Source organism: Stenotrophomonas sp. C-A (genome assembly GCF_054030835.1).
Genome location: NZ_CM132916.1, coordinates 3464248 through 3486287 on the forward strand (window position 1 = coordinate 3464248; position 22040 = coordinate 3486287).

The following is a 22040-nucleotide window of genomic DNA, read 5'->3' on the forward strand; positions in this document are numbered from 1 at the left end:
GCCGTCGTTCACCACCCAAGGACCGCCCGTGAAACACCGTCATCTCCTGCTGGCCGCGGCAGTCGCCGCCGCCACGCTGGCCCTGGCCGCCTGCAAGAAGGAACCCACCCCAGGCACCGATACCGCCAGCAGCAGCGCCCCGGCCGGCGAAACCGCCGACCAGTTCGTGGCCCGCATCAATGCCGAATTCAAGGCCGCCTACCCGGAGATGACCTCGGCGCAGTGGCTGTCCTCCACCTACATCAACAGTGATTCCGAACGCATCGCGGCCAAGGCCAACGAGCGCTCGCTGACCCAGCTCAACAGCTGGATCGAGCAGGCCGCCAAGTTCGACGGCAAGCCGATGAGCGAAGACAGCAAGCGCGCGATCCACCTGCTGAAGCTGATGTCCTCGATGCCGGCGCCGCGCGATCCGGCCAAGCTGGCCGAGCTGACCCAGATCGCCACCCGCATGGAAGGCAGCTACGGTGCCGGCAAGTACTGCACCGACGCCAACGATCCCAACTCCTGCCGCCAGCTGGGCGAACTGGAGCAGGTGCTGGCGCGCAGCCGCGATTACGACAAGCAGCTCGATGCCTGGCTGGGCTGGCACAGCACCACCAAGAGCATGCGCGGCGACTACCAGAAATTCGTCGGCCTGGTGAACGAAGGTGCCAAGGGCATGGGCTTCACCGATGCCGGGCAGATGTGGCGCAGCGGCTACGACATGCCGCCGGAGCAGATCGGCCCTGAAACCGATCGCCTGTGGGAGCAGGTCAAGCCGATGTACGAGCAGCTGCACTGCTACGCGCGCGGCAAGCTGGACAAGACTTACGGCAAGGACAAGGCCGAAGTGGGCAATGGCCTGATCGCCGCGCACCTGCTGGGCAACATGTGGCAGCAGGACTGGTCGAACCTGTGGGACCAGTTGGAACCCTACCCGGGCGCCGGCAGCCTGGACATCACCGCGGCACTGGAGAAGCAGTACCAGACCAACCTGAGCGCGGCGCTGGCCAAGGCCGGCAAGGACGCCAACGTCGCCGCCCAGTACAAGGCGCAGCGCGAGGCCGAACTGCGTACCGCCAAGCAGATGACCGAACGCGCGCAGGACTTCTACGTGTCGCTGGGCATGCCGTCGCTGCCGCAGTCCTATTGGGAAAAAACCCAGTTCATCAAGCCCGACGACCGCGACGTGGTCTGCCACGCCAGCGCCTGGGACATGAACATGGAAGGCGACGTGCGCACCAAGATGTGCATCAAGCCGAACGAAGAGAACTTCACCACCATCTACCACGAGCTGGGCCACATCTATTACGACCTGGCCTACAACCCGCTGCCGCCGCTGTTCCAGGGCGGTGCCAACGATGGCTTCCATGAAGCGATCGGCGACACCATCGTGCTGGCGATGACGCCCAAGTACCTCAGCTCGATCGGCCTGGTCGATGCACCGACCGAAAGCCGCGAGGCGGTCATCAACAACCAGATGCGCATGGCGCTGTCGGGCGTATCGTTCCTGCCGTTCGGGCTGATGATCGACCGCTGGCGCTGGGGCGTGTTCGATGGCTCGATCACCGCCGACAACTACAACAAGGCGTGGTGGGACCTGAAGGCCAAGTACCAGGGCGTGGCGCCGGCCAGCACCCGTGGCGAAGAGTTCTTCGATCCGGGCGCGAAGTACCACGTGCCGGGCAACACCCCGTATACCCGCTACTTCCTGGCGCGCATCCTGCAGTTCCAGTTCTACAAGGGCCTGTGCGACGCGTCCGGCTACAAGGGCCCGCTGCATGAGTGCACCTTCTACGGCAACAAGGAAGCCGGCCAGAAGTACTGGGCAATGCTGAGCAAGGGTGCCAGCCAGCCGTGGCAGGCCACGCTGAAGGAGCTGACAGGCACCGACAAGCTCGATGCCGGCCCGATGATCGAGTACTTCACTCCGGTCAACGAGTGGCTGAAGCAGCAGAACGAAGGCCAGATGTGCGGCTGGCAGGCCAACGCGGCCCCGGCGGCGAAATGAGAAAAGGGGCGGGTCCGCGAGGATCCGCCCCTTCTCCGTGTTGTAGAGCCGAGCCATGCTCGGCTCTACATATCGGGCGCGATCAGCTGTTCTTCTTCGCGGCCATTGCCGCGGCAAGTTCGGCCTTGAATTCCTCGAAGGTCTGGCCCTTCTCCTTGGCTTCGGCCTGCGCCGCATCACGCAGCGCATCGGAGTACATCAGGCGCACCGGCGTGCCCTTGCGCTCGTGCAGCTCACCGGCCTGCATGATCAGCGCCAGCACCTGCGCAGCGCTCTCGCTGTGGCCCGCGATGCGGCCGTCCATGCCCAGCACCCATTCACCGTCGCGGCGCACGACACCGGCCAGCAGGGTGCGCTGCGCGTCGCGCAGTTCGGCATGCGGTTCCACCGGCGACGCCTGCGCGGCGGCCTTGTTGGCGGCCTGCTTTTCCTGGCGACGGCGCTGGTCGCGGCGGGTCTTGGAGCTGGTGGACATGGTGCGGTACCGCTGCGAAGGGGGGCGCAAGGATAGCGCACCCCGCCCGCAGCGCTGCTTCACGCGTGCTCGATCCCGTCCGGTCAGTCCAGCACCTTGCCATGCCGCCAGTAGCCCATGAAGGTGATCGCGCGGCGGTCCAGCCCGCAATCGCGCACCAGGTGGCGGCGGATCGCCATCACCGCCCCCGCCTCGCCCGCCACCCAGGCATACAGCGGCCCGGCCACACTGGCATCGGCCTGTTCCCAGAGGATCTGCGCGTCAACGTCGATTTCTTCCAGTTCGTCGCCAGCGGCCACGCTCGAGGCCGCTGCCAGCCGCGCCTGCACCGCCTGCAGCAACGGCTGTCCGTAGGCGGCCTGCCCGCGCGGCAGCCAGACCAGCTCGGCGCTGGAGGGCGCCTTCAGGTGCACTGCATCACCGGCCTGCGCTACCTCCAGCAGCGCCAGCGTGCGCGGTGGGTCGACCATGGCCGACAGTTCCTCAAGGATGCCGGCCACCGCAGGCAACGCGGTTTCATCGGCCACCAGCAGCACCTGGCCGACACCGGCCGGTGGCTTCCACTCCCAGCCCTGGCTGCTCTCGGCACAGTCGGCGTCCGGGGCCAGCAGCACCACGCGGTCGCCGGGGCGGGCGTGCATGGCCCAGCGCGAAGCGGGGCCGGTTTCGCCATGGATGACGAAATCGACATCGACCTCGCCTTGCTCGGCCCGCAACTGGCGGATGGTGTAGGTACGCATCGGCGGGCGCTGATCGTCCGGCAGGGCCCGGTAGCGCGGGTACCAGTCGTCACCGCTGAGGACCTGCGGCACATCCTGGCCGGGCAAGGGGAAGAACACCTTGATGCGCTGGTCCGGGCCTTCGGTTTTCATCCGCGCCACGTCGGCACCGGTGAACACCATGCGGTCCAGGGAAGGGGAAAGAACGCGGCGCTCCTTCAGCGCCACCTCGAACAGGCGGTAGGTCTGCTGCGCAGCCATGGGGGAACCTCATGCAACGACATCGGATCGGCTGGCTGTCGTGCATCCACGCACCGGCTGGCTGGAGTCCCCAGCCTAGTCCGGTCGTTCCTCGTCGCAAGCGTTGCGGGCGTCGCGGCCCGCCCTACCCCTGCGCGCTGCTCAATGGCCCGTGCAGGCCGCCTGCGCCGCGCGTTCACGCTGGTGTTCCCAGTACCAGAACACGAAGCCGGCGCCGAAGAACGCGGCCTGGCCCAGTGCCAAGTGCAGCGGGCTGGCACTGAGCAGCGGCGACACCACACCGGCCACCACCGTGCTGATCATCAGCTGCACGAAGGCCTGCAGCGACGAGGCCAGTCCGCGCTGGTGCGGATACATGTCCAGCACCGCCAGCGCCAGGATCGGGAAGATCAGCGCCATGCCCATGCCGCCCAGGAAGATCGGCATCACCGCCCACGGCAGCGCGAACTGCGGCGCCAGGCTGACGTAGCCGATGTTCAACACGGCAGAGACCGCACACAAGGTAAAGCCGAGGGCCACCTGCCGCGTCGGTGTGCTGTGCCCGGCCATGCGCCCGGACAGGAACGAGCCGGTGGTCATGCCGCCGATGGTGGGGATGAACAACCAGGCGAAACCGCCCTCGCCCAGGTGCAGGTGCTGCATCACGAACACCGGTGCCGAGGAGATGTACAGGAAGATGCCGCCGAAACCGATGCTGCCGGCCAGCGCCAGGCGCAGGAAGCGCGGGTTGAAGCCGATGCGCACGTAGTCACGCAGCAGCACGCGCGGCGACAGCGGCACCCGTGCCTCGACCGCATGGGTTTCCGGCAGGAAGCGCGCGGTGGCCGCCAACAGCACCAGCCCGAACACCACCAGGAACCAGAAGATCAGCGGCCAGCCGGCGCCACTGAGCAGGATCCAGCCACCGATGATCGGTGCGATGGCCGGAGCGATGCCGAACAGCATCGACACCTGGCTCATCAGCCGCTGGGCATCGTGGCCGTGGTACAGGTCGCGGATCACCGCGCGGCCGACGATCATGCCGACACCCGCCGACAGGCCCTGCAGCGCGCGGAACGCCAGCAGCGTGGACAGGTCGGTGGACAGCGCGCAGCCGACCGAGGCGCCGACGAACACCACCAGACCGCCGAGGATCACCCGCTTGCGGCCCCAGGCATCGGACAGCGGGCCGTGCGCCAGACTCATCAGGCCATAGAACAGCAGGTACACGCTGATGGTCTGCTGCACCGCGACCTCGTCCACCGCCAGGCGCTGGGCCAGCTGCGGGAACGCCGGGAAGATGGTGTCGATCGAGAACGGGCCGAACATGGCCAGGCCGGCAAGCAGCAGGGCCATGCGGCGGGTGGAAGGGGCAACAGCGGCGGTCATGGAGGAAGCGTCCGGCAGGGCCATGCGTGGCACGCACGGCGGGCGCCGGTCCCCTTCTGCAGAGACGGCGCCAGATGAATTCGGGTATCCGGCTATCATAGGTGCGGATTGCGCTAGATGCCATGCAGCGGTGCACAAAACGCACGGCCGGGCCATCGGCCATTCAGGCGTGGCGGGCATACCTGGAGGCGGCCGGCGGGCCCGCAACGGGCTATAATCAGCGGGCAACACGGTGGGAGAAGCGGAACACCGCTGCCGAAGGCGCAACGCCCGTAATCGCTCAGGCCCGATACCACCCGTAACACAACTCTGGAGAGACCGGTTCGATCCGGCGCCGAAGGGGCACGAAGCTGCGGTTTTCCGCGCTTTTAAACTCTCAGGCAAAAGGACAGAGGGGCGCCCCGCAGACCGCCGACCGGCGGCTTGTGCCCGTGCGTGTGCCCTTTCCTGACGGATCCTTCGCCATGTCCCAGAACACCCCTTCCCTGCGTGAGCTCGAGCACCACAACGCGTTCGTCGAGCGCCACATCGGCCCCAACGATGCCGAGATCGCGCAGATGCTCGATGTCGTCGGCCACGCGTCGCTGGATGGCATGACCGATGCCATCGTGCCGGCCAAGATCAAGTCGCCGGCGCCGCTGGCGCTGCCGGAGTCGATGACCGAAGTACAGGCACTGGCGAAGATCCGTGCGATCGCCGACAAGAACACCGTGCTGCGCAGCTTCATCGGCCAGGGCTACTACGGCACCCACACGCCGAACGTGATCCTGCGCAACATCCTGGAAAACCCGGCCTGGTACACCGCCTACACTCCGTACCAGGCGGAAATCTCGCAGGGCCGCATGGAAGCGCTGATCAACTTCCAGACCCTGTGCGCCGACCTGACCGGCATGGAAATCGCCAACGCCTCGCTGCTGGACGAAGCCACCGCCGCCGCTGAAGCGATGACCCTGGCCAAGCGTTCGGCCAAGTCGAAGTCGGACATCTTCTTCGTGCACGACGCCGTGCACCCGCAGACCCTGGAACTGCTGCGCACCCGCGCCGAGCCGATGGGCATCGTGCTGCGCGTCGGCACCCCGGCCGAAGCACTGGAAGCGGAAGCCTTCGGCCTGCTGCTGCAGTACCCGGATACCTTCGGCCAGGTCGGCGACTACAAGGCGCTGGTCGATGCCGTGCACGCGCGCGGCGGCCTGGTGGCCGTGGCCACCGACCTGCTGGCCCTGACCCTGCTGGCCGCCCCGGGCGAATGGGGCGCGGACATCGTGGTCGGCAACAGCCAGCGTTTCGGCGTGCCGTTCGGCTTCGGTGGCCCGCACGCCGCTTTCATGGCCTGCCGTGACGCCTACAAGCGCTCGATGCCGGGCCGCCTGATCGGCGTCTCGATCGATGCCCAGGGCAACCCGGCCTACCGCCTCACTCTGCAGACCCGCGAGCAGCACATCCGCCGCGAGAAAGCCACCTCCAACATCTGTACCGCGCAGGTACTGCTGGCCGTGATGGCCTCGATGTACGCCGTGTACCACGGCCCGGACGGCCTGACCCGCATTGCCCGCCGCACCCATCGCCTGGCCTCGATCCTGGCCGCAGCGCTGCGCAATGCCGGCGTGCAGGTCGGTGGCGACTTCTTCGACACCCTGCACGTCACCGGCGTGCATGCCGATGAAATCCATGCCAAGGCACGCGCCGCCGGTTACAACCTGCGCGCGATCGACAGCGACTCGGTCGGCATCAGCCTGGACGAGACCACCACCCGCGCCGACATCGTCGCCGTGGCTGCGGTGTTCGGTGCTTCGCTGGATGTCGACGCGCTGGATGCCAGCACCGCCGACGCGCTGCCGACCGGCCTGCTGCGCCAGTCCGCGTTCCTGACCCATCCGGTGTTCAACACCCACCACAGCGAGCACGAACTGCTGCGCTACCTGCGTTCGCTGGCCGACAAGGACCTGGCGATGGACCGCACGATGATCCCGCTGGGCTCGTGCACCATGAAGCTCAACGCCACCGCCGAGATGATCCCGGTGACCTGGCCGGAGTTCTCGCAGATCCACCCGCTGGTGCCGGCCGACCAGGCGCTGGGCTACAAGGAACTGATCGACACGCTGGAAGCGATGCTGGTGGAATGCACCGGCTACGACGCAGTCAGCCTGCAGCCGAACTCCGGCGCGCAGGGCGAGTACGCCGGCCTGCTGGCGATCCGCGCCTACCACCGTTCGCGCGGTGAAGGCCACCGCGACATCTGCCTGATCCCGGATTCGGCGCACGGCACCAACCCTGCTTCGGCACAGATGTGTGGCATGAAGGTCGTGGTCACCAAGACCGATGCCAATGGCAACGTCGACGTCGAGGACATCCGCCTCAACGCCGAGAAGTACAGCGACCGCCTGGCCGCGATCATGATGACCTACCCGTCCACGCACGGCGTGTTCGAGGAAGAAGTTGTCGAGATCTGCGAGATCATCCATCAGCACGGTGGCCAGGTGTATACCGACGGCGCCAACATGAACGCCCTGGTGGGCGTGGCCAAGCCGGGCAAGTGGGGTTCGGACGTTTCGCACCTGAACCTGCACAAGACCTTCTGCATCCCGCACGGCGGTGGCGGCCCGGGCGTTGGCCCGTGCGCGGTCAAGGAGCACCTGGCGCCGTTCCTGCCGGGCAAGCTGGGTGACAACGGCCCGGTCGGCATGGTCAGCGCGGCCAGCTTCGGCAGCGCCTCGATCCTGCCGATCAGCTGGATGTACATCGCGATGATGGGCCGCGACGGCCTGCGCAAGGCCACCCAGGTCGCGCAGCTCAACGCCAACTACATCGCCAAGCGCCTGGCCCCGCACTTCAAGACCCTGTACACCGGCCGCAACGGCCTGGTGGCACACGAGTGCATCCTGGACGTGCGCCCGCTGGAGAAGACCAGCGGCATCGGCGCCGAGGACGTGGCCAAGCGCCTGATCGACTTCGGCTTCCACGCCCCGACCCTGAGCTTCCCGGTGGCCGGCACGCTGATGGTCGAACCGACCGAAAGCGAATCGCTGCACGAGCTGGATCGCTTCATCGACGCGATGATCCAGATCCGCGAGGAGATCACCGCGATCGAAGACGGACGCCTGGACCGCGAAGACAACCCGCTGAAGAACGCACCGCACACCGCCACCGCGGTGACCGCCAGCGAATGGACCCACGCCTACCCGCGTGAACTGGCTGCGTTCCCGCTGCCCAGCCTGAAGCTGCAGAAGTACTGGCCGCCGGTGGCACGCGTGGACAACGTGTACGGCGACAAGAACGTGATGTGCGCCTGCATCCCGGTCGATGCCTACAAGGATGATGAAGTCGAGGCGTAAGTAGAGTCGAGCTTGCTTGACTGCTACACCGCAAACGGCCCGCGCAAGCGGGCCGTTTGCCTTTCGGGCGGATCACTCAAGAACCGTTCGATTCTGCCGATCTGTGGATTCCGATACTGGACGTTGTGTTTCGGCGGATAAGGACCCGCAAAGAATGATTCCTCTCGTTGACGATGTATTGGCAACCTGGGCCACGATCCGAGCTCGTGGCGCGGAAGTCTCCGCGCTTGAAGTCCTGGACGCACCGCAACTGCAGTCCATGGCGCAGATCAGCGCGCGGGTGAGCCATGTCGACGCGGCCATCCAGGCCATTGAGAACGGCGCTTCAGCTGCGCTGCACGAGCAACTGGAAGACCACCGCCTACGGCATGCGGGACAACCCTCCCCCTTGCTGAACTCCATCTCCCCGTTTGCAGCACTCGGCTTCGTTCGTTACGAGCGCGCGCACTCTGAAGCGATCGCCTGGTGCCTGGATCCCCGGCAGCGCCACGGGTTCGGTACAACCCTGCTGAAGAGCGTTCTAGCCTGCATCGACGGCGATGACGCAAGCACTCTGGCATCACTCGTGGATGAAACTCCGCCCGATGCGATTCACGTTCACACAGAACACCTGCTGCAGGGCCAGGGACGTATCGACATTGTGGTGGTGGGAGACTGCAATCCGAAACCGTGGATGATTGCAATCGAGATCAAAGTCGATTCGGGTGAGGGCGACAGGCAACTTCTCCGCTACGCACAGGGTCTGAAAGAGAACTTCCGCAAGCATGCCCAGCTACGCATCTTCGCCACGCCCAATGGTTACACCGGAACATCGGCCGGTCGTGGCAAATCGAGTAGGGATTGGCACGCACTTTCGTTGAAGAAAGTCACTGCGGCCTTCTCGGCCGAACTATCTAGGGCGCCGCAACTGCCAGGCAGCGCATTCCTATCGACATTGACTACCGGCCTGATCCAGGATCACTGGCGAATCAGTACCGGGGACGGCAGCTCGCTGATCGAAAGCAACAGCAAACAGCGACTTCTCGCATTTCTGGAAATGGAGCGACACCTGCATGAACGCACCTGACTCATCACCTGCCTTGGGCCTGTGGGTCCGCCGAGCCGAAGTCGTGGACGAGCTCTGGCATGCGTACGATCCTGAAGCAGAGATGCCTGGCTTCGACACGGATGGACTGACCCCGGAGCTCCAGGAACTGGTGGCCGCCCATGGGGATACATTGGTCGCCATCCTTGATGCAGCGGCCGAAGATGCCAATTTCATTGTCGAACAGGTCAAGACAATCCTCCATCAGTGGCTACAAAAGTCCGCCAAGGACTTCGTGATACACCGAAGCAGGACATCCCACACGCACTGGAAGTACAACGTACTGCTGGCGGCAAGTACTCGGCAAGACGAACCGATCCTTCGCGTATCGTTCCTGCTTGGCGATGTCGGCACCTCCCGGGATTTCCAGTACAGGCTGAGCCTGCAGAGCATCCGCAACTGCAAGCTGACACCCGGGGAGGAACTCGCAAAGCTTTTCAACGACGCACGTTCGGCATCTGCATTCATCGAAGAACGCGTTAGTAAAAACGTTGTAGTACTGCACGATGGCGCACTGAATCAGTTCATCGCAGACGACGGGTCTTTGAGCATCGCCGACATGCTTCAGGACATCTCCCAGAAGCTGCAGCGGCAGCGATCCTCGAATTTCAGCAAGGCCCAGAAACTTCTTCAGCGCCATCGAACAGTCGTTGCCTGAAGCTGCCTGGACCGCAAGCCCAGAGGCCCGCGCAAGCGGGCCGTTTTCATTGGGGTGGCGGACCAAGGTCCACACCCACAAACATCCGATCACGGGTCCGGCATCTGCCCCAGGCTCAACTGCCACGACACGCCGAAGCGGTCCTGCACCCAGCCGTAGCGGTTGCTGAAGTCATAGTCGCCCACCGGCATCAACCAGTGCCCACCCTCGCCCAGCACGCGCGCCGCGCGCTCGAACTGCTCGGCACCGGAGCACTCGACGAACAGCGAGATCGACGGGCTGAAGGTGAAGTCGTGCACGTCCAGGCTGTCGAAGCACAGGTAGTGGGTGCCGCCCAGCAGGAAGATGGCCTGGCGGACCTGCCCAGGCACGCCGGCACCGGCGCCATCCGGATGGCGCTGCATTGCCAGCAGGCGGAAATCGGCGAAGGCCTCGGCGTACATGGCCAGCGCGGCCTCAGCCTGGCCGGTGAACATCAGGAAGGGACGGCTGCGCAGCATGCGGTACTCCTGGTCGACGGGCCGCTGACGGCCCACGGGATCAGGATGGCACGGCGGATGTATGCCTGCTGTAGAGCCGAGCCCATGCTCGGCTGGCGGCCGCGCGAACAGCAGCCGACCGCAGGCGCGCGTCAGCGCCCGACGATCAGGCCTCGCGCATGCGCCGCGCGATGGCGCTGCCAGCGGCGATCGTGGCGGTCAGCGCCACCATCGACAGGAACTGCAGGCGGGTGTGCGACTCGCTCAGCAGCAGGCCGAAGATCAGTGCCAGGATCGCCAGCGCGCAGCAGGTCAGCCACGGGAAGCCGGCCATGCGGAATGGCAGGCGGGTACCCAGGCGATCCGCCCGGCGGCGCAGCACCAGCTGCGAGACCAGCGACAGCGTCCACACCAGCAGGCAGGTGGAACCGACGATGTTCAGCAGCACCGGCAGCACCCGGTCCGGGAACAGCAACTCCATCACCGTGGCGGCGAAGCCGAACAGCACGCTGGCCAGCACGGCGATCACCGGCACCTGGCGCGGATCGGTCCAGCCCAGTACGGCCGGCGCTTCACGGCGCTGCGCCAGCGAGTACATCATGCGCGAGGCGCCGTAGAGGTTGGCATTGAGCGCCGACAGCAGCGCGATCACCGCGATCAGGGTGATGGCAGTGCCAGCACCCGGAATACGGGCGATATCCAGCACGGCGGCGAACGGCGACTTCAGCGCCTCGCTGGTCCACGGCACCACGGCGATGATCACGCTCAGCGAGCCGATGTAGAACACCAGGATGCGCCAGGCCACAGTGCGGATGGCACGGGCAATGCTGCGTTCCGGGTCTTCGGTCTCCGCCGCCGCAACGGCCACGATCTCGGTACCACCGAAGGCGAACACCACCACCAGCAGTGCAGCGCCAATACCCGCCAGGCCCTTCGGTGCGAAGCCGCCGTGTTCGGTGAAGTTGCTCAGGCCCGGCGAGGTCACCTGCGGCAGCCAGCCCATCAGCAGCGCCACGCCGATGGCGATGAAGGCCAGGATCGCCGCGACCTTGAGGATGGCGAACCAGAATTCGAACTCGCCGAAGTTCTTCACCCCGAGCAGGTTGATTGCGGTGAAGAACAGCATGAAGGCCAACGCTGCCATCGGTACCGGCACCGCAGGCCAGACCGTGGCCAGCAACCCGGCCGCGCCCACCGCCTCGGCGGCGATTACGATCACCAGCTGCACCCACCACAACCAGCCGACGGTGGCGCCGGCGGTGGCGCCCATGGCGTCGGCTGCATACACCGAGAACGCGCCGCTGGTCGGTTTGGCCGCCGCCATCTCGCCCAGTGCGTTCATCACGATGATCACCAGCGCGCCGGCCACCAGATACGACACCAGAACCGCCGGGCCGGCCGCCTGCACACCCACGCCCGAGCCGAGGAACAGGCCAGCGCCGATGGCGCTGCCCAGGCCCATCATGATCAACTGGCGGGGCTTGAGCGAATGTCCGAGGCGGGACGGCGAAGCAGTCGGAATCGAGTTGGGCATCGGCAGGGCTGGCGGCGGGCTACAGGGGCGACACCTTACCCTGTCCCATGCCTGCGGGGATAGGCACAGCGCAGCAGGCGGCTCAGGCCAGCGCGGGCTCGCCGACACTGCCGCCGATGCGGGCGCGGTAGGCGCGCGGCGAGAAACCGGTTTCAGCCTTGAACTTGCGGGTAAAGGCGCTCTGGTCGCTGAAACCGCAGGCCTGGCCGATGCAGGCGATGCTGTCGTCGCCGTGCAGCAGGTGCATGGCCATCTGGATCCGCAGCCGGGTCAGCACCTGCTGCGGGGTCATCTGGAACACCTTGCGGAAGCTACGCTCCAGCTTGGACAGCGAAAAGCCGGTGATGTCCAGCAGGGTCTGCATGCGCACGTTCTCGGCGTAGTGCGCATTGAGGTGGGCCAGGGCCAACCGCAGCTGCTCGTACTGGGTACCCAGGCTGTCCTTCTGGCCGAGGTCGCGGGAAATGCCGATCAGGCCCTCGATGGCCCCATCGACCACCAGTGGGCGCTTGCAGGTCAGGCACCAGCCCGGTTCGCGGTTGGCGAACAGGTGCAGCTCCATCAGGTTCTCGATCACCTCGCCGGACAGCACGCGGGCGTCCTGATCGCCGTAGTCCGCACTGAGCCCGGTCGGGTAGATCTCAGCCGCCGTGCGCCCGATCACGTCCTTGCGCGCGCGCAGGCCCAGCCGCCGCAGCATGGTCTGGTTGACGTGGGTGTAACGCCCCTGAAGGTCCTTGATGAAGAACAGCACATCCGGGATGGCGTCGAACAGGGCTTCGATGTCGGCGGGCTCGACTCGCATGGAGCAAGCATACCCGAGCCTGCTTTTGCCTGTACGTTCACCTCTGCCGGACCTCGGTTTAACGGGGCTGGTTCCAGTGTCGTGGTTCCTTTTGATGATCCGGAGCCAACGTCAATGGCCGCCAGCAAGCCGACCGGCAAGCGCGCAACCGCCCCTGCCGAAAACCACCGCCGGGGCGATGGCGATGAACTGCACCAGCAGGCCGGGGGCACCCATCCGGTGATGACCACCGATCAGGGCATCCCGGTGGCGGACAACCAGAACTCCCTGCGGCAAGGGCCCCGAGGGCCCACGCTGCTGGAGGACTTCATCCTGCGCGAGAAGATCACCCACTTCGATCACGAACGCATTCCCGCGCGCATCGTGCACGCACGTGGCAGCGCAGCACACGGCTACTTCGAGCTGACCCGGTCACTGGCCGCCCATACCCGCGCGCGCATCCTGACCGAGGTAGGCGTCAAGACGCCCGTGTTCACCCGTTTCTCGACGGTAGCCGGCGGCGCGGGCTCGGTGGATACCCCCCGTGACGTGCGCGGCTTCGCGGTCAAGTTCTATACCAAGGAGGGCAACTGGGATCTGGTTGGCAACAACATTCCGGTGTTCTTCATCCAGGACGCCATGAAATTCCCGGACCTGGTGCACGCAGTGAAGATGGAACCGGACCGTGCGTTTCCGCAGGCCGCCACGGCCCACGACACCTTCTGGGATTTCATCTCGCTCATGCCCGAGTCGATGCACATGATCATGTGGGCGATGAGCGACCGCGCCATACCGCGTTCGCTGCGGATGATCGAAGGCTTCGGTGTGCACAGCTTCCGCCTGCTGAACGAGGCGGGAGAGTCGACCTTCGTCAAGTTCCACTGGCGGCCCAAGCTGGGTATCCAGTCCACGGTCTGGGACGAAGCGTTGAAACTGCAGTCGGCCGACAATGACTTCCATCGCCGCGACCTGTTCGAGGCCATCCAGCGCGGCGACTTTCCCGAATGGGAACTGGGAGTGCAGCTGTTTACTGAAGAAGAGGCCGACGCATTCCCGTTCGATCATCTGGACCCGACCAAGATCATTCCCGAATCGCTGGTGCCGTTGCAGGTCATCGGGCGCATGGTGCTGGACCGCTGGCCGGACAACTTCTTCGCCGAGACCGAACAGGTGGCGTTCTGCCCGGCCAACGTGCCGCCGGGCATCGACTTCAGCAACGATCCACTGCTGCAGGGCCGCCTGTTCTCCTACCTGGACACCCAGCTGCTGCGGCTTGGCGGCCCGAACTTCCACCAGATCCCGGTGAATGCCCCGAAGTGCCCGTTCGCCAATCACCAGCGCGACGGCCACATGCAGATGCAGGTGCCCAAGGGCCGGGTGGCCTACGATCCCAGTTCGCTGCAGGAGGACACCCCGCGCGAGACGCCTGCCGGATTCCGCAGCCATGCCAGCGCCGACGATGGTCGCAAGGGTCGCACCCGCGCGGAGAGTTTCGCCGACCACTACAGCCAGGCTCGCATGTTCTTCCGGAGCCTGGAAAAGCCGGAGCAGGCGCACCTGGCATCGGCGCTGGTGTTCGAGTTGTCCAAGGTGGAAACGCTGAAGGTGCGGGAGCGTACCGTCAGCCACCTGCGCAACATCGACGAATCACTGGCGCAGCGCGTAGCTGATGGGCTCGCGTTGCCTGCACTGCCCGACCCCGCGCCGACCGCCACGCCGGTGCAGGACATGCCTGCCGCTCCCGAGGTGCGCGTGATCGGGCGCAACAAGCCCACCCTGCAAGGGCGCAGCATCGGCATCCTGTTTGATGAGGGCTCCGACGCGCGCGTGATGGCCAGCCTGAGCAAAGCGGCCCGGAAGGCAGGTGCAGACGTGAAGCTGGTCGCGCCCAAAGTAGGCGGCGCCACGCTGAGCGATGGGGCGATGCAGGCGGCAGATGGGCAACTGGCGGGCACACCATCGGCTGTGTTCGATGCGGTAGCCGTGGTGCTCAGTCCGGAAGCCGCGAAGGCCTTGTCGAAAGAGAGTGCAGCCATCGAGTTCGTCAGCCAGGCGTGGGCGCACCTGAAGGCCATCGCCAGCGACGCAGGCGGCCAGGCGCTGCTGAAGGCGGCGCGCGTCGGCAACGATGCCGGCATCGTCGAAGCGGAAGACGCCAAGGCCTTCCTGGCGGCGGCCGCCACCCGCCAGTGGGCGCGTGAACCCAAGCTGCGCCTGCTGGCCTGACTACTACGACAGGAGATCCGTCATGCCCCGTGGTGACAAATCCGCATATACCGAGAAACAGAAGCGCCAGGCCGAGCACATCGAGGAAAGCGAACGTGATCGCGGCGCGAGTGAAGGCACCGCCGAGCGCATTGCCTGGGCCACCGTGAACAAGCAGGACGGCGGCGGCAAGCGTAGCGGCAGTGCCCGCAAGGGCGCGAAGAAGGCGACCAGCAAGAAGGCTGCCAAGAAGGCGCCTGCCAGGAAGTCGGCCACAAAGAAGGCCACGACCAAGGCGACGGCAGCGAAGAAGGCACCTGCGAAGAAGGCGGTGGCGAAGAAGGCACCGGCTCGCAAGACCGCGACAAAGAAGGCCACAAAGAAGACGGCGAAGAAGGCTGCGGCCAGGAAGACGGGTACGGCCGCCTCGCGGAGCGCCGCCGCAAAGAAGGCAGCCAAGACGCGGGCCGCGAAGAAGACCGTGCGCAAGGCGGCGGCGAAGAAAGCTGCGCGTACGCGTACGCGTACGCGTGCGCGCGCCTGAAGCGTCGGTCAGGGGGGGAGCGTCCTCATCCATGCGGCAACTTCGGCTGCGTCAGCACGGCCTTCAGCAGTAGACGGGCTCCTTCCAGCGAAATACGGCCGCTCAAGGCGGCCGTATTCCTGTCGCTGCACTGCCCGCTCAGGCTGCGCGACGGGGCACAGCAGAGACCGCCGCGCCTTCCACCTTGAATACCGCCACCGACGTGGTCAGCGCATGCGCCTGTTCTTCCAGCGCGCGGCTCGCCGCAGTGGCTTCTTCCACCAGGGCCGCGTTCTGCTGGGTCACCTGATCCATCTGCACCACCACCTGGTTGACCTGCTCGATGCCGGCGGCCTGTTCCTTGCTGGCCGCTGCGATGTCGCTCATCAGCTGGGTGGTGCGCGAGCTGGCCTGGGCCACGCGCGCGATCGCGGCCTCCGATTCAACGGTCACCGCCAGGCCACTCTTCACCTTGGCGGCAGCGTCTTCGATCAGCTCCTTGATCTCCTTGGCGGCGACACCGGCGCGTTGCGCGAGCGTGCGCACTTCGCTGGCGACCACGGCAAAACCACGGCCTTGTTCACCTGCACGCGCGGCTTCCACTGCAGCATTCAACGCCAGGATGTTGGTCTGGAACGCGATGCCGTCAATCACCGTGGAGATTTCCGAGATGCGTGCCGAGGACTGATCGATCTCACCCATCACCGACGCCATCTGCGCCATCGCCTGCTCGGTCTCGCGCACCGCGGCACCAGCGGCATGCGCTTCGCTGTCGGCCTGACGCGCCAGCTCGGCATTCTGGCGCACGGTCGAGGTCAGTTCCTCCATCGACGCGGCCGCTTCTTCCAGGTTGGCGGCCTGCTGCTCGGTACGGCGCGACAGGTCGTTGTTGCCGGCGGCCAGTTCCTGCGCGGCGTTGTTGATGCTGTCAGCGGCCACCTGGATACCGCGCACGATGCCGGTCAGCTGCGCGGTGGTGGTGTTGGCGTCGTCGCGCATGCGGGCGAATACGCCGTCGTACTCGCCATCCATGCGTGCGGTCAGGTCGCCGTGCGAGATCGCGCGCAGCACGTCGGAGACATCGGCGATGCTGGCCTGCGAACTGGCCATCATGCCGTTGAGGTGCTCGACCATCGCCTTGAACTGGAACTGGAACGCAGCGGCATCGCCACGCATGCTGAAATCACCGGCGCGCGCGGCGCGGGCCAGTTCATCGATCTGCGCGTTGATTGCCATCAGGCTCTGCTTCACTGCCGCCAGGGTGCGGGTCAGCGCGCCCTTCTCGCCCGGGTAATCCGGCAGATCACGGCTGAGGTCGCCGATGGCGTAGCGCTGCATCACCTCGGCCATCAGCAGCTCCACCTGCACGTGCGATTCGACCAGGCTGTTGGTGGCCTGCACCATGCGCCCGAAGTCACCGGGGAACGCCGTGACGTCCATGCGATAGCGGATCGCGCCAGCCTCATGCTGCTCTGCCATCTGCAGCTGTGCGCCGATCGCCGCCTGCACACTCTGGCGCACACTGGCCATCGCTTCGCCCAGCTGGGTCAGTTCATCGCGGCCACCAAGACGAAACTCCTGGTCCAACTGTCCCTTGGACAGGCGTTCGGCCAGGTTCACCGCGCGGGCCAGCGGGCCGGTCAGGCTGCGGCCGATCATCACCGAGGCACCGATGCCCACCAGCAGCGCGACGCCGCCCAGCACCAGCAGCTGCAGCAGGCTGCGCTCGCCCAGGCGGATCGCCTCGGCGGCCGCATCGCGGCTTTCCTTCTCTTCGAAGTCCACGCCGTCGGACAACGCCTTGTTCCAGCCATTGGCCGCTTCCTGCACCGGGCCCAGGGTCAGCGCCACCGCGCCGGGATAATCGCCCTGCTCCATCAGTTCGCTGGTCTGCTTGTTGAGCGGGCGCGCAATGGCACGCTTGGCCGCGATGGTTTCGGCAATGGCCTTGCCGTCGGCGTCGCTGGGCAGTGCCTGGTAGCTGGTCCAGCTGGCCTCATAGCGCTTGACCAGATCGGCGATGCGCTGCTCGTCGCTGCCGCGGTCTTCGCCCTGACGGATCAGCATCTCGCGGCGCACCACCATCATCTGGTTGTTGGCATCGAGCATCTGCGACAACAGGCGCACCTTGGCCACGCTGACGTCGACCACCTGCTGCATCGCGCGCTTCTGCACGACACTGGCGGTGGCGCCGGTGGCCACCACGGCGGCAACCAGCAACAACAGCAGGCCAAAGCCCAGCCCAAGACGCCAGGCAACCCTGACATTCCTCAAGTAGTTCATCGGTACATCCAAAACGGGGGGATGCGCCCCTATCGGCCGCGCCGCCGGCATTCTTGATCGGCAACGTGCACGGGCGTCGGCAGCCGTTCACCTTGGTGATGCCACGCACGGCGCTTCTGCGACAAGGGCCTGGGCCACGCCTGGGCTGCCCTGCTCATGCCGGCATCAGGTTGCTTTCACGGGGGCTGCGCAGGCGCTGCGGGCAGGGTGGAGCTGCCATCTGCCGGAGACCTCCATGCCCGTACACCGCCCCGCCCTGCTCGCCCTGTCCTTGCTGATGTCCCCCGCCTTCGCGCAGGTGCCGCCGCCGGTCCAGCTGCCGGAGCCCATTGCCGAGAAGGCCGGACCCGATACCGCGGCGCGCTCGCCACTGCACGCCCAGGTGCTTCTGGATCGCGCCAATTTCTCCCCGGGCGAGATCGACGGTGAAGTCGGCAGCAATCAGCGCCGGGCCGTGGCAGGCTTCCAGGCGGCCCACGGCCTGACAGTGAGCGGAGAGCTGGACGATGCCACCTGGAAAGCACTGCAGGCCGATGCGACCACACCGCTTGCCACTTACACGTTGACCGCCGAGGACGTGGCCGGCCCGTTCCAGCCGGTTCCGAAAGGGCCGGCCGCACAGGCCAAGCTGAAGGCGCTGGGCTACGGCAGCGTGGAGGAATTGCTCGGCGAGCGCTTCCATGCCTCGCCGGCATTGCTGAAGGCGCTCAACCCCGGCGTCGATCTGGCCAAGGCCGGCAATCGCATCCAGGTGCCCAACGTCGCACCGGGGGCGTTGCCGAAGGCGGCGAAGATCGTGGTCGACAAGTCCGATTCCACCCTGCAACTGCTGGATGTGCAGGGCAAGGTGATCGCGCAGGTGCCGGTGTCGTCCGGCAGCCAGCATGATCCGTTGCCGATCGGCGAATGGAAGATTCTCGGCGTGTATCGTGACCCGCCGTTCCACTACAACCCGAAACTGTTCTGGGATGCACGCAAGGGCGAGAAGAAGGTCACGCTGCCGCCCGGTCCGAACAACCCGGTCGGCCGGGTCTGGATCGATCTGTCCAAACCCCACTATGGCCTGCACGGAACGCCGGTGCCCGGCCATGTCGGCAAGACCGAATCGCATGGCTGCGTGCGCATGACCAACTGGGATGCGCTGCGCGTGGCCGATGCGGTGGATACCTCCGTCCCCGTGGTGATGCAGGAGTGAGCCGATGCGTCTTTCGCAGCTGATCGTGATCGGTGTAGTGCTGGGACTGGGGCTGGGCTGGTGGCTGCGCCGCGATGCCGCTGAAACTACGGCGGTGTCCACGCCTGCAACGCCGCTCACCGTGATGGCAACGCCGACGGCGGAAGCGGCTACACCACGCGCGTCGCTGCCGGCCAGCGTCGACGCAGCACCGGACGGTCTGCTGCTGCCGGTGCGAGGCGTACTTCCCTCGCAGTTGCGCGACACCTTCACCGATGCACGCAGCGAGGGCCGCGTGCACGATGCAATCGACATCATGGCCGATGCCGGGACGCCGGTACTCGCGGTGGCCGACGGCACGGTGGAGAAACTGTTCGACAGCAAGCGCGGTGGGCTGACCATCTACCAGTTCGAGCCCAGCGGACGCTGGTGCTACTACTACGCGCACCTGCAGCGCTATGCCGATGGCCTGAGCGAAAAGCAGGTGATCAAACGCGGGGATGTGATTGGTTATGTGGGCAGCACCGGTAATGCCAGCGCGCAGGCCCCGCACCTGCATTTCGAAGTACACGTACTGGGGCCGGAGAAGCAGTGGTGGAAGGGGGAATCGATCAACCCGTATCCGCTGCTGAAATCGGCTGCTTCGACGCCCGGCGCTGCCAGCGCCGCAAGGTGAACGTGAACACCGCCAAGGCAGCCCCCGGAATCAGCAGGAACAGCGCCGCCACCTTCCAGAAGAAGAACGGCCACAGCCAGACGTAGTCCAGGTTGGTCAGCTTCAGCAGGTCCAGTGGGGGCTGCAGCTCGACCACGGCCGCCCTGCCCGCCAGCGCCGGGTCCACCTCCAGTACGGTTACCCGCAGCCATGAGCGTCCGCGTGGCAATGCATCGCCGCGGCCATATCCAAAGTAGGACGCCATGAGCCCGCTGGACTCAACCGATGCCAGCCTGCGGTTGACACCCTGCCCGGCCACTCCCGAACGCTCTGCTGCGCGGAAGTCTCCATGATCGGTGGGAGTATCGATGCGCAGCAGCACTTCAGGGTCAGCCTCAATACCGTCTGCGGCATACCGCAGGCGCAGCCGCAGTTGGTCATCGATGAAGCGGTAGACCGTCACCTCAGCCGTCGCGCCGGGGCTCAGCAGCAGCGGCAGGGTCTGGGTGCGCGAGGCCAGATGGTTGGCGATGGCGCCGAGCGCCAGAACCGCGCAGGCGATGCCCCACAGGCTCCACAACACCCATAGGGTGATCCGCACCACGGTCTCGCCTTTCACGCTGACATCCTGGTCATCGCTTCGCTTCCTCGCCGGCACTGGCGACACAGTAACGAAAAAGCCCCGCGTTCGCGGGGCTTCTTCTTGCAGCGACGCCAGGCATGGCCCAGCGCTACCGGTCACTCACTCAGGCGAACGGATCCTGCAGGACCATGGTGTGGTCGCGGTCCGGGCCGGTGGAGACGATGCTGATCGGGCAGCCGGCCAGCTCTTCCAGCGAACGCAGGTAGGCACGGGCGGCCGGCGGCAGGTCGTCCCAGTTGGTGATGCCGTGGGTGTTCTCGCTCCAACCCGGGAACTCCAGGTACACCGGGGTGCACTCTTCCCAGCCCTGCGCATCCAGCGGCGCGTACTCGGTGCGCTTGCCGTTGTATTCGTAGGCGATGCAGACCTTCAGCTTTTCCATGCCGTCCAGCACGTCCAGCTTGGTGATGCACAGGCCGCTGATGCCGTTGATGGCCACGGCGCGCTTCAGCGCGACGATGTCCATCCAGCCGCAACGACGCGGACGGCCGGTCGAGGCACCGTACTCGGCGCCGCGGTCACGGATGCCCTGGCCGACTTCGTCGTCCAGCTCGGTCGGGAACGGGCCACCACCGACACGGGTCGCGTAGGCCTTGGCGATGCCCAGCACGTAGTCGATCGAATCGGCGCCGACGCCGGAACCGGCCAGTGCACCGCCGACGGTGGTGTTGGAGCTGGTGACGTACGGGTAGGTGCCGTGGTCGATATCCAGCAGCGCACCCTGCGCACCTTCGAACAGCACGCGCTTACCCTGCTTGCGCAGGTCGTGCAGGATGCCGGCCACGTCGGACTTCATCGGCTGCACGTATTCGCCGAAGGCCAGCGCTTCGTCGAAGGTCTTCTGGAAATCGACCGCATCGGTGTTCAGATACTTGGTCAGCACGAAGTTGTGGTAATCCAGCGCAGTGCGCAGGAGTTCTTCCAGCTGCTTCGGGTAATGCAGGTCGGCGATGCGGATGCCGCGGCGCGCCACCTTGTCTTCGTAGGCCGGGCCGATGCCACGGCCGGTGGTGCCGATCGCCTTGCCGCCGGCGGCGCGCTCGCGCGCCTGGTCCAGGGCGATGTGGTACGGCATGATCAGCGGCGCGGCCGGGGAGATCTTCAGGCGCGAACGCACTTCCACGCCGGAGGCTTCCAGCTCGGCGATTTCCTTCTGCAGCGCGGCCGGCGAGATCACCACGCCGTTGCCGATCAGGCACAGCGCGTCGTCACGCAGGATGCCCGACGGGATCAGGTGCAGGACGGTCTTCTTACCGTTGATGACCAGAGTGTGGCCGGCGTTGTGGCCGCCCTGGAAGCGCACGACGGCGCCGATTTCCTCAGTGAGCAGATCGACGATCTTGCCCTTGCCTTCATCGCCCCACTGGGCACCAAGCACTACGACAGACTGACCCATGACGGGCTCCTCATATGTTGCGGCCATCGGGGCCGCGGACGGGTAAACCGTGGCGGGGCTGGCCAGCACCTGGAGGGCGGCTCCAAACGGGGAGCAGCCGGCGATGGAAGGCCCAGACACGGAAAAAGCCGAACGGGGAGGCCCGTCCGGCTTTTGTGCATTATCCGGGTTTCCGGGGTCGGGTGCCACCTTTCCGACGGGCGGCTTTACCCACCGGTCAGGGGCCCGAAACGGGGTCAGATCCCTTTCCTCCGGAAAGGGATCTGACCCCTGCTAATGCCGCACCCACCACAGCAGGCTCAGGCCGGCCAGTAGCACCAGCCCGCCGAAGCTGCGCAGGGCCGGGCTGGGCAGGTCCAGCAGGCGCTCGGCCATGCGCTTCCAGGCGAACGGGGCGACGAACAGGAACAGGCCTTCCAGCACCGCGACCAGGCAGACGGCGGCGAACAGATCTTTCATGGGGGGACTCCGGAA

At 66.1% G+C, this 22040-nt stretch carries 18 protein-coding genes and 1 riboswitch; of the genes, 8 read left to right on the forward strand and 10 right to left on the reverse strand.

The features are described from left to right. The first annotated feature begins 28 nt into the window (after nt 1-28). Nucleotides 29-1993 (forward strand): M2 family metallopeptidase, encoded by a 1965-nt coding sequence (locus ACW5IY_RS16315; RefSeq protein ID WP_049435285.1) that lies wholly within the window; start codon nt 29-31, stop codon nt 1991-1993. 82 nt (nt 1994-2075) lie between these two features. Here the strand turns inward: ACW5IY_RS16315 and ACW5IY_RS16320 are convergent, their stop codons facing one another. From ACW5IY_RS16320 to ACW5IY_RS16330, 3 genes are all read right to left on the reverse strand, one after another. Continuing rightward, on the reverse strand, nt 2076-2468 hold the full coding sequence (locus ACW5IY_RS16320; RefSeq protein ID WP_014038106.1) for a hypothetical protein: 393 nt from the start codon (nt 2466-2468) through the stop codon (nt 2076-2078). Between the two features lie 83 nt (nt 2469-2551). Beyond that, nucleotides 2552-3448 (reverse strand): siderophore-interacting protein, encoded by an 897-nt coding sequence (locus ACW5IY_RS16325; protein WP_049435284.1) that lies wholly within the window; start codon nt 3446-3448, stop codon nt 2552-2554. Between the two features lie 141 nt (nt 3449-3589). Next, on the reverse strand, nt 3590-4816 hold the full coding sequence (locus tag ACW5IY_RS16330; RefSeq protein ID WP_049435302.1) for a Bcr/CflA family efflux MFS transporter: 1227 nt from the start codon (nt 4814-4816) through the stop codon (nt 3590-3592). Between the two features lie 299 nt (nt 4817-5115). After that, a riboswitch (glycine riboswitch) is annotated at nt 5116-5218 on the forward strand. Nucleotides 5219-5280: 62 nt separating this feature from the next. On the opposite strand from ACW5IY_RS16330, the gene gcvP reads away from it, so the two are divergent. The 3 genes from gcvP (at nt 5281) to ACW5IY_RS16345 (ending at nt 9890) form a co-directional block, all read left to right on the forward strand. After that, complete coding sequence (gene gcvP, locus ACW5IY_RS16335) at nt 5281-8148, forward strand: aminomethyl-transferring glycine dehydrogenase (RefSeq protein ID WP_054172311.1); 2868 nt, start codon at nt 5281-5283, stop codon at nt 8146-8148. A gap of 154 nt (nt 8149-8302) precedes the next feature. Then, nucleotides 8303-9214: a PDDEXK-like family protein gene (locus ACW5IY_RS16340; protein ID WP_049435282.1), complete on the forward strand. Its 912-nt coding sequence runs from the start codon at nt 8303-8305 to the stop codon at nt 9212-9214. Then, nucleotides 9201-9890, forward strand: coding sequence for a hypothetical protein (locus tag ACW5IY_RS16345; protein WP_152906276.1), 690 nt, complete (start codon nt 9201-9203; stop codon nt 9888-9890). The genes ACW5IY_RS16340 and ACW5IY_RS16345 overlap by 14 nt, the downstream gene beginning before the upstream one ends. A gap of 89 nt (nt 9891-9979) precedes the next feature. Here the strand turns inward: ACW5IY_RS16345 and ACW5IY_RS16350 are convergent, their stop codons facing one another. The 3 genes from ACW5IY_RS16350 to ACW5IY_RS16360 form a co-directional block, all read right to left on the reverse strand. Next, the gene (locus ACW5IY_RS16350; protein WP_049435279.1) at nt 9980-10390 is read right to left on the reverse strand and encodes a VOC family protein; all 411 of its coding nucleotides are present in this window, start codon (nt 10388-10390) and stop codon (nt 9980-9982) included. A 145-nt stretch (nt 10391-10535) separates the two neighbouring features. After that, entirely contained in the window at nt 10536-11903 is a 1368-nt protein-coding gene (locus ACW5IY_RS16355) for an amino acid permease (protein ID WP_005410628.1), read from the reverse strand. Nucleotides 11904-11985: 82 nt separating this feature from the next. Then, nucleotides 11986-12708 carry an AraC family transcriptional regulator gene (locus ACW5IY_RS16360; RefSeq protein WP_049435278.1) on the reverse strand — a complete coding sequence of 241 codons (723 nt, stop codon included), beginning with the start codon at nt 12706-12708 and terminating at the stop codon, nt 11986-11988. 114 nt (nt 12709-12822) lie between these two features. Here ACW5IY_RS16360 and ACW5IY_RS16365 point away from each other — a divergent pair, with 114 nt between their 5' ends. Beyond that, nucleotides 12823-14913 (forward strand): catalase, encoded by a 2091-nt coding sequence (locus ACW5IY_RS16365; protein WP_457326797.1) that lies wholly within the window; start codon nt 12823-12825, stop codon nt 14911-14913. 22 nt (nt 14914-14935) lie between these two features. After that, nucleotides 14936-15436, forward strand: coding sequence for a hypothetical protein (locus ACW5IY_RS16370; protein ID WP_049435275.1), 501 nt, complete (start codon nt 14936-14938; stop codon nt 15434-15436). 138 nt (nt 15437-15574) lie between these two features. On the opposite strand, the gene ACW5IY_RS16375 is transcribed toward ACW5IY_RS16370, so the two are convergent. Then, on the reverse strand, nt 15575-17698 hold the full coding sequence (locus ACW5IY_RS16375; protein WP_049435274.1) for a methyl-accepting chemotaxis protein: 2124 nt from the start codon (nt 17696-17698) through the stop codon (nt 15575-15577). Between the two features lie 235 nt (nt 17699-17933). Here ACW5IY_RS16375 and ACW5IY_RS16380 point away from each other — a divergent pair, with 235 nt between their 5' ends. Further along, nucleotides 17934-18893 carry a L,D-transpeptidase family protein gene (locus tag ACW5IY_RS16380; protein ID WP_049435272.1) on the forward strand — a complete coding sequence of 320 codons (960 nt, stop codon included), beginning with the start codon at nt 17934-17936 and terminating at the stop codon, nt 18891-18893. 4 nt (nt 18894-18897) lie between these two features. Beyond that, nucleotides 18898-19548 carry a M23 family metallopeptidase gene (locus tag ACW5IY_RS16385; protein ID WP_049435271.1) on the forward strand — a complete coding sequence of 217 codons (651 nt, stop codon included), beginning with the start codon at nt 18898-18900 and terminating at the stop codon, nt 19546-19548. Here the strand turns inward: ACW5IY_RS16385 and ACW5IY_RS16390 are convergent. The 3 genes from ACW5IY_RS16390 to ACW5IY_RS16400 all read right to left on the reverse strand — a co-directional run bounded on the left by ACW5IY_RS16390 (nt 19484) and on the right by ACW5IY_RS16400 (nt 22025). Continuing rightward, nucleotides 19484-20146: a hypothetical protein gene (locus ACW5IY_RS16390; protein WP_049435270.1), complete on the reverse strand. Its 663-nt coding sequence runs from the start codon at nt 20144-20146 to the stop codon at nt 19484-19486. The genes ACW5IY_RS16385 and ACW5IY_RS16390 overlap by 65 nt on opposite strands. A 127-nt stretch (nt 20147-20273) precedes the next feature. Further along, entirely contained in the window at nt 20274-21566 is a 1293-nt protein-coding gene (locus ACW5IY_RS16395; RefSeq protein ID WP_005410639.1) for an adenylosuccinate synthase, read from the reverse strand. A 273-nt stretch (nt 21567-21839) separates the two neighbouring features. After that, nucleotides 21840-22025 carry a DUF2065 domain-containing protein gene (locus ACW5IY_RS16400; protein WP_005414170.1) on the reverse strand — a complete coding sequence of 62 codons (186 nt, stop codon included), beginning with the start codon at nt 22023-22025 and terminating at the stop codon, nt 21840-21842. Nucleotides 22026-22040: the final 15 nt, after the last annotated feature.